9 protein-coding genes are annotated in these 6,334 nt (G+C 70.3%); 4 read left to right on the top strand and 5 right to left on the bottom strand.

The window, feature by feature from the left end:
• Positions 1–55 precede the first annotated feature (55 nt).
• The 3 genes from JHN45_RS49515 to JHN45_RS49505 form a co-directional block, all read right to left on the bottom strand.
• Positions 56–439, bottom strand: coding sequence for a hypothetical protein (locus JHN45_RS49515; protein WP_201056034.1), 384 nt, complete (start codon positions 437–439; stop codon positions 56–58).
• Positions 440–470: 31 nt separating this feature from the next.
• On the bottom strand, positions 471–1,475 hold the full coding sequence (locus JHN45_RS49510) for a DMT family transporter (RefSeq protein WP_201056033.1): 1,005 nt from the start codon (positions 1,473–1,475) through the stop codon (positions 471–473).
• 88 nt (positions 1,476–1,563) lie between these two features.
• A complete protein-coding gene (locus JHN45_RS49505) occupies positions 1,564–2,115 on the bottom strand; it encodes a Clp protease N-terminal domain-containing protein (protein WP_201056032.1) in 552 nt (183 codons plus the stop codon).
• 219 nt (positions 2,116–2,334) lie between these two features.
• Here JHN45_RS49505 and JHN45_RS49500 point away from each other — a divergent pair, with 219 nt between their 5' ends.
• Both JHN45_RS49500 and JHN45_RS49495 read left to right on the top strand, forming a co-directional pair.
• Positions 2,335–2,502, top strand: coding sequence for a hypothetical protein (locus JHN45_RS49500; RefSeq protein WP_019071081.1), 168 nt, complete (start codon positions 2,335–2,337; stop codon positions 2,500–2,502).
• 159 nt (positions 2,503–2,661) lie between these two features.
• On the top strand, positions 2,662–3,090 hold the full coding sequence (locus JHN45_RS49495; protein WP_200710589.1) for an SRPBCC family protein: 429 nt from the start codon (positions 2,662–2,664) through the stop codon (positions 3,088–3,090).
• 105 nt (positions 3,091–3,195) lie between these two features.
• On the opposite strand, the gene JHN45_RS49490 is transcribed toward JHN45_RS49495, so the two are convergent.
• Positions 3,196–3,831 (bottom strand): PadR family transcriptional regulator, encoded by a 636-nt coding sequence (locus JHN45_RS49490; protein WP_200710590.1) that lies wholly within the window; start codon positions 3,829–3,831, stop codon positions 3,196–3,198.
• A 126-nt stretch (positions 3,832–3,957) separates the two neighbouring features.
• On the opposite strand from JHN45_RS49490, the gene JHN45_RS49485 reads away from it, so the two are divergent.
• Positions 3,958–4,848, top strand: coding sequence for an aminoglycoside phosphotransferase family protein (locus JHN45_RS49485; RefSeq protein ID WP_201056030.1), 891 nt, complete (start codon positions 3,958–3,960; stop codon positions 4,846–4,848).
• 42 nt (positions 4,849–4,890) lie between these two features.
• Here JHN45_RS49485 and JHN45_RS49480 read toward each other — a convergent pair whose 3' ends face one another.
• Positions 4,891–5,415: a hypothetical protein gene (locus tag JHN45_RS49480; RefSeq protein ID WP_374195694.1), complete on the bottom strand. Its 525-nt coding sequence runs from the start codon at positions 5,413–5,415 to the stop codon at positions 4,891–4,893.
• A gap of 45 nt (positions 5,416–5,460) precedes the next feature.
• Here JHN45_RS49480 and JHN45_RS49475 point away from each other — a divergent pair, with 45 nt between their 5' ends.
• Positions 5,461–6,129: a class I SAM-dependent methyltransferase gene (locus JHN45_RS49475; RefSeq protein ID WP_201056028.1), complete on the top strand. Its 669-nt coding sequence runs from the start codon at positions 5,461–5,463 to the stop codon at positions 6,127–6,129.
• The last annotated feature ends 205 nt before the right edge of the window (positions 6,130–6,334 follow it).

Raw genomic sequence — 6,334 nt, 5'->3', positions numbered from 1 at the left:
GGTGAGGCGGGGGCGGGCATGAGGATGAGAGTCCGGGTGCCGGTGCGGCCCGCGGTCAGCCGAAGTAGAGCTCGACGTGTTTGTCCAGGCAGACCCTCATGACGACGACCAGCCGGCGGGCGTCAGCGAGATGGCGTTGCAGAACGGGGTCGCTGCCATCGGGCTGGCGTCGCTCGACGATTGCTTCCAGTCGGGGCAGCATCGCCGCGCATTGGGCGGGTGTGAACTCGGAGACGCCGTCGTCCGGATGGTCGAGCAGCGGTTCCAGCCCGGTGGTGACGCTGTTCCACTTACGGTCTCCGCCGAATCCGTACATCTCGTCGAGGTCGAATCCCTCGGCCTGCGCCAGCCATTGCCTGAACTCCGCGAAGCCTCTGTAGGACCACTCGACGTCCGGGCTGGTCACGTCACCGTCTGCCGGGTAGAACATGAGCCCCATCCGGTCCTCCTTGCCCGTGCTCGGCTTGAGCCTAGGCAGCCGTTTCCCGGCGGGACAACTCCCTTTCGGGGCCGCCCGTCGCGACCGGATCCTCCGAGCCCTTCGTGGGCGCCGAGGACTGGGCGATGAACGCGCCCAGCAGGACCACCGCTCCGCCGATGATCTGGGGTGCGGAGAGGTGTTCGCCGAGGAGGATCCAGGCCAGGACCGTCGCGATGACCGCTTCGAGGCAGGCGACGACGCCTGCGACCTGTGGGGAGAGGCGGCGGACGGAGACGACTCCGGTGACGTAGGCAAGGACCGTGGCGATCAGGACGATCCAGGCGAGGAGGAACGCGGCGGGGACCGCGTTGCCGTTCATGTGGGCGTCGCCCTTGAGGACGGACCAGTCCATGGTCCAGGGGCGGGCCACGGCGGTGAGGACGAGGGCGCCGACGAGCAGGCCGTAGGCGATCACGCCGAGCGGGTCGGGTGCCTCGGCGCCGGCGTCGCTGCCCTGGTCGGACAGGACGAAGTAGCCGACCTGGCAGCAGGCCGCGGCGAGCGCCAGGAGCAGTCCGACGGCGTCGAAGCTCAGGCCCGACCAGACCTCGACGACGCAGGCGAGGCCGCCTGCCGCGAGGATCACGCCGAGCGCGGCGGCGCGGGTGACCGGACGCCGTTGCACGAACCGGACCCAGCCGAGGACGAGGGCGGGTGCGAGGTACTCGACGAGCAGGGCTACGCCGACGGGTATGCGGGAGATCGCGGCGAAGTAGCAGGCCTGGACGCCGGCGACGGCGAGCAGGCCGAAGCCGAGGAGCAGTGCGGGGCGTCGGCGGACGAGCGCGCGGTGGCGCAGGGCGAGCGGCAGCATCACCAGGGCCGCGCCGGCCACCCGCAGCCACACCACGTGCAGGGGGTCCAGGCCCGCCTCGATCAGCGGCTTGGCCGCGACCCCCGATCCTCCGAAGGCCAGCGCGGACCCGAGCGCCAGCCCGAGTCCGACACCCTTCGCACCACCGGCGGCACTGCTCTCAGACGTATGCACGGCCACATGATGACAGGGGATGACATGAGCGTCACCCCCGTTGACACCTGTCTCAGCGCGTGGACGGCCTCCGCGCGGTCGACGATCGGCTCGATCAGCAGCCCTGGTCGCCGCCCGCGACGTACTCCCCCGGCCGGCTCTCGATCCACACCAGCACCTCGGGGTACTCGATGCCCGCGCGGTGGAGCACCTCGACGGCGCGGGCCTCGGGGTCCGCGACGAGCGCGGCCAGGAGGTCGATGCCGCCCGCCAGGTCGCCGTCGCGGAGTTCGGCGCGCTCACAGGCGTACTCCAGGGCGCCCGCGGCCAGCGGCGACCAGCCCTCCGCCGCCGGGATCACGGGGATCGCGCCGGAGTCCTCGACGCTGCCCTGCCAGCGCAGGCCGTAGCCGATGCTGCGCTGCACCAGGTAGCCGAGCAGTCTCGCGATCTGGGGGCCGTCGCCGAAGACGGCACGTGCCTCGGGGTCCGACTCCAGGAGGCTGTGCAGCAGGTGGGCCGTGTCGATCTGCCGGTCCCCGTCCCGCAGGGCCCGGCGGCGGGCACCCGCCACCACCGCTGCCAGCTCTGCACTGAGCCTGGCATCGTTGTCCGCGCGGTGAATGCCTTGCTCGCGGTTCGACTGCCTGGGAATACGGGGTTGCACACTCCTACCCCATCAGTCCCCCGCATTGAGGGCATCCCCGGAGGGGAGCATTTCGGCATCCCACACAGAGTGGACTCCGGGCGACGCGATCTCCTCCTTACGGATGAGATCACCCGCTCCTACCCCGAGAGGCGCGCGCCGCCTTGCCGCGCGCCCCGTGCGCAACCGCCCTGCACCCGGCGTACGTCTTTCGCGAACATGGAGAGCAGGTGCTGGCTGGTGGCGTTGCCGGCGGTCGACGGCAGGCAGTACGTGTACCGGGTGTACGCCCCGGAGGACGCACTGCCCGCCGATCTGTTCTGGGACGCGTGGCACTGCCACGACGAGAGCGCCCACCCGCGCGCGTGGGACCTGTTCGACGCAGCAGTGATACGGCGCGTGGGCTGAGGCCGACGAAACCCACGCAGGCGAAGTCGCTCCGCTCCGAACTCGGTTACCGCGGACACTTCCTGACGGTTCATCAGTATTGAATGTTGCGCGCCCTGCGGCTACGTTCCGCGACACCGTAGCCCGACAGCACCGAGCCCGACAGGAAGAGGTGGTCGTATGGCCGAAATCAGCGCGGAGGCACGCATCGAGGCCCCGGCCGAGAAGGTGTGGACGCAGCTCACGGACTGGTCCGCGTACGGCGAGTGGAACACGACCCACACCAACTTCCCCAAGGGCGGCCCAGAGACCCTCGAAGCGGGCGCGACCTTCCAGGAGAACATGAAGCTGATGGGCTTCCCGGCGGAGGTCGAGTGGACCGTCGAGGAGGTGGAGGCGGCCCGGGTGCTGGCCATCCGCGGCAAGGGCCCGATGGCCGTGAACGTGGCCACGCGCTACACGCTCACGCCCGACGGCGACGCCACGACGGTCCGTATCGACGGTGAGTTCACGGGTGCGGCGGTGACGTTGATGGCGGGGAAGCTGAAGGACTCGGGGACGGCCGCCCTGAACGAATCGCTGCGCAAGCTGGGCGGGCTGGTGGCCTGAGGAAGGCGCCGGGGCACCGCAGAAACGGGAACACGCACAGGGAAGGCGCCCCACGGAACTCCCGTGGGGCGCCTTGACCTGCTGCCCTTTCCGACCCCGAGGACATCAGTCCTCGTCGGCCAGGATCAGGTACAGCTTCTTGCGGGCGTCGTTGATGACGGTCAGCGCCTTCTCGCGCTGCTCCTTGCTGCCGGTCTTCCAGACCTGCCCGAAGGCCTCCATCAGACCGAAGCCGGCCTGGCGGATCTCACTGAGGGCCTCCCAGTCCACACCGCGGGAAGCCTCTTCCCAGGGCGCGTCCGGACCTTCCTCGGCGGCGGTGCGGCCGGCGTCGGTGAGCGAGAAGAGCTTCTTGCCGCCCTCCGTCGCACTGGCGATCAGGCCCTCGTCCTCCAGCAGCTGCAGGGTGGGGTAGACCGAGCCGGGGCTCGGCTTCCACGCGCCGCCGCTGCGCTCGGCGATCTCCTGGATCATCTCGTAGCCGTGCATCGGCCGGTCCTTGAGCAGGGCGAGGATCGACGCGCGTACGTCGCCGCGCCGCGCCCTGCCTCGCGGGCCGCCGCGCCCTCGTCCGCCCCAGGGGCCGGGACCGAAGCCCGGTCCGAAGCCGGGGCCACCGGGACCACCCGGGCCACCCGGACCGAAGGGCCCGAAAGCCGCGCGCCGTCCGTCGGGGCCGCCCCAGCCGCGCCGGGGGTGGCCTTCCTGTCCATGTCCACGCTCGTATCCGTGGGTACGCATCGCAATCACTCCATTCCATCGTTGATCTGTCGCGATGCGTCAACGATATATCGGAACCGATCGGATGACAAGCCCCCGAAAAATCTCGGTTGATCCGGCCCCGGGCGCATGGATAACTGGACGACCATGCATGCCGACCAAGTGGATGTGACCGGCGAAATCGTCGCGACCCTGATCCGGGAACAGTTCCCCCGGTGGAGCGGCGAGACGATCCGCCCCCTGGCGTCGACCGGGACGGTCAACGCCATCTTCCGCATCGGGAACGGCCTCGCCGCGCGCTTCCCCCTACGTCCGGCCGACGCCGACGAGGTGCTGGCGGTGCTCGAACAGGAAGCGCGGGCGAGCGCGGAGCTGGCTCAGGTGTCCCGGTTCCCCGTCCCGGAACCCGTCGCCCTGGGCAAGCCCGGAGCGGGTTACCCCATGCCGTGGTCGGTCCAGACCTGGCTGCCGGGAACGATCGCCATCGACGCCGACCCCAGCGACTCGGACGCCTTCGCCGAGGATCTCGCCTCCTTCATCGCGACCCTGCGGAACGCGGAGACACTGGGGCGGGTTTTCGACGGCGACAATCGCGGCGGCGTCATCGCCGACCACGACGACTGGATGGCGCAGTGCTTCCAGGAGAGCGAGGGACTGCTCGACGTGCCCCGGCTGTGCCGGCTGTGGAGCCACTTTCGGGAGCTGCCCCGCACGGCTGCCGACGTGATGAGCCACGGTGACCTGATCCCCAACAACATCCTTGTCGCCGGAGACCGGCTCAGTGGCGTACTCGACACGGGCGGCTTCGGCCCGGCCGATCCCGCCCTGGACCTGGTCGGCGCCTGGCACCTGCTGCAACCGGGCCCACGGGACGTACTCCGGCGGACACTGGCCTGCGACGACCTGGAATGGGAACGCGGCAAGGCATGGGCGTTCGAACAGGCGATGGGTCTTGTCTGGTACTACGTCGAGACCAATCCGACGATGAGCGAGATGGGGCGCCGGACACTCGATCGCATTCTGGGGTCGATGGGGTGAGGCCGCCCCGACCGCAGGTCCCCACCGGGCCGGAACAAACACCTATCCGCACCGGAAGCGCCTGCTCCACTCCAGCAACCGGTCCTCGACCACCGCGAGGTCCGCACCGGTGAGGCCGGTGGTCGAATCCACGCGGTGGAGCAGGGCGTGCCCTCCGTGGTGGGCCGACACCCAGGCGTGGTCGAGGCCGGTGATCTCGTCGTCGACCCAGACGAAGGGGCGTCCCGCCGCGGCCCGGACGAGGGCTCGGGTCTTCCAGTGGAGTACGCCGGTCTCGTACTCCTGCGGTGGGTCCGGGAGTTCGGCCACCGGAAGGCGCGGCAGCCCGAGGAGCGGGGACAGCACCTCGTTGGCGTCCGTCATCCACGCGGTGGCCCATGTCAGCTCGCAGGGCAGCGCCAGCAGACGCGGAACGTGACCTACGTCGATCTTCGCCAGCTGGGGATTCGACGTGCCCTGCCAGTCCTCGCACCCCTGAGGGCTCGACGGAATCCGCGCCCCGCCGAGGGGCAGGAGCGTTCCGTCGACGTCCAGGAAGAACAGCGGGCGTTCCGTCCGTTCGATCACGACTCCACTCCTACCGTCTCGGCCCGCTCGCCTAAAGTCGCCCGCATGACCGAGCCCTCCTACCTCGCCGCGATCCGGGAGTCGTACGACACCGTCGCCGCCGACTACGTCCAACTGGTCAAGAATCCGCGCGAGTTGGACCCGCTGTCACGGGCGATGCTGGCCGCGTTCGCGGAGACCGTGCGGTCGGCGGGGCTCGGGCCCGTGGCGGACCTTGGGTGCGGGCCAGGCAAAGTCACCGCGTATCTGGCGGAGTTGGGGGTGCCCGTCTTCGGCATCGACCTGTCCCCGAGGATGATCGAGCTGGCCCGCCTCGCCTACCCGGACCTGACCTTCGCCGTGGGCTCGATGACTGCGCAGGCGATCGGCGACGGCGAACTGGGCGGCGTCCTCGCCTACTTCTCCACGCACCACACCCCGCCGGAACAACTGCCCATCGTGTTCGGCGAGTTCCACCGCACCCTCGCTCCGGGCGGCCATCTGATGCTGGCCGGCCACGTGGGAGAGGGCGAACTCCGGCGCCCGACACAGGCGTACGGCGGGCATCCCGTGTCCTACGAGTCCCACCTGCTCCCGCCGGAGCGGATCGCCGGGTTGCTCGAGCGGGCCGGGTTCCTGATCACCGCCCGGCTGATCCAGGAGCCCACCGCGGGATCGAAGCGGACGTACGGCACCTTCACGGGCCGGAAACCGGAGCACCTGCCGCCGTCGTAGCGGCCTCGTCGGAGCGACCCGGTACCGCAACGCCGAATCGGTACCGCACCGCCTAGCCGGTCCAGCACCACCGGCCTCGGTCCACCACCACGGAATCGGCCCAGCACCGCCGAGAACTGGCCCTGCACCACCACCCCACCCCCGCACCGCCGGACCACCCCCGCCCCCCCAACAGTGCACCCCCCCCGGAATGGGCGTGGGCCAG

Source organism: Streptomyces sp. MBT53 (assembly GCF_016654115.1).
Classification (GTDB): Bacteria; Actinomycetota; Actinomycetes; order Streptomycetales; family Streptomycetaceae; genus Streptomyces.
This window is presented reverse-complemented; position numbering and strand designations above follow the sequence as displayed.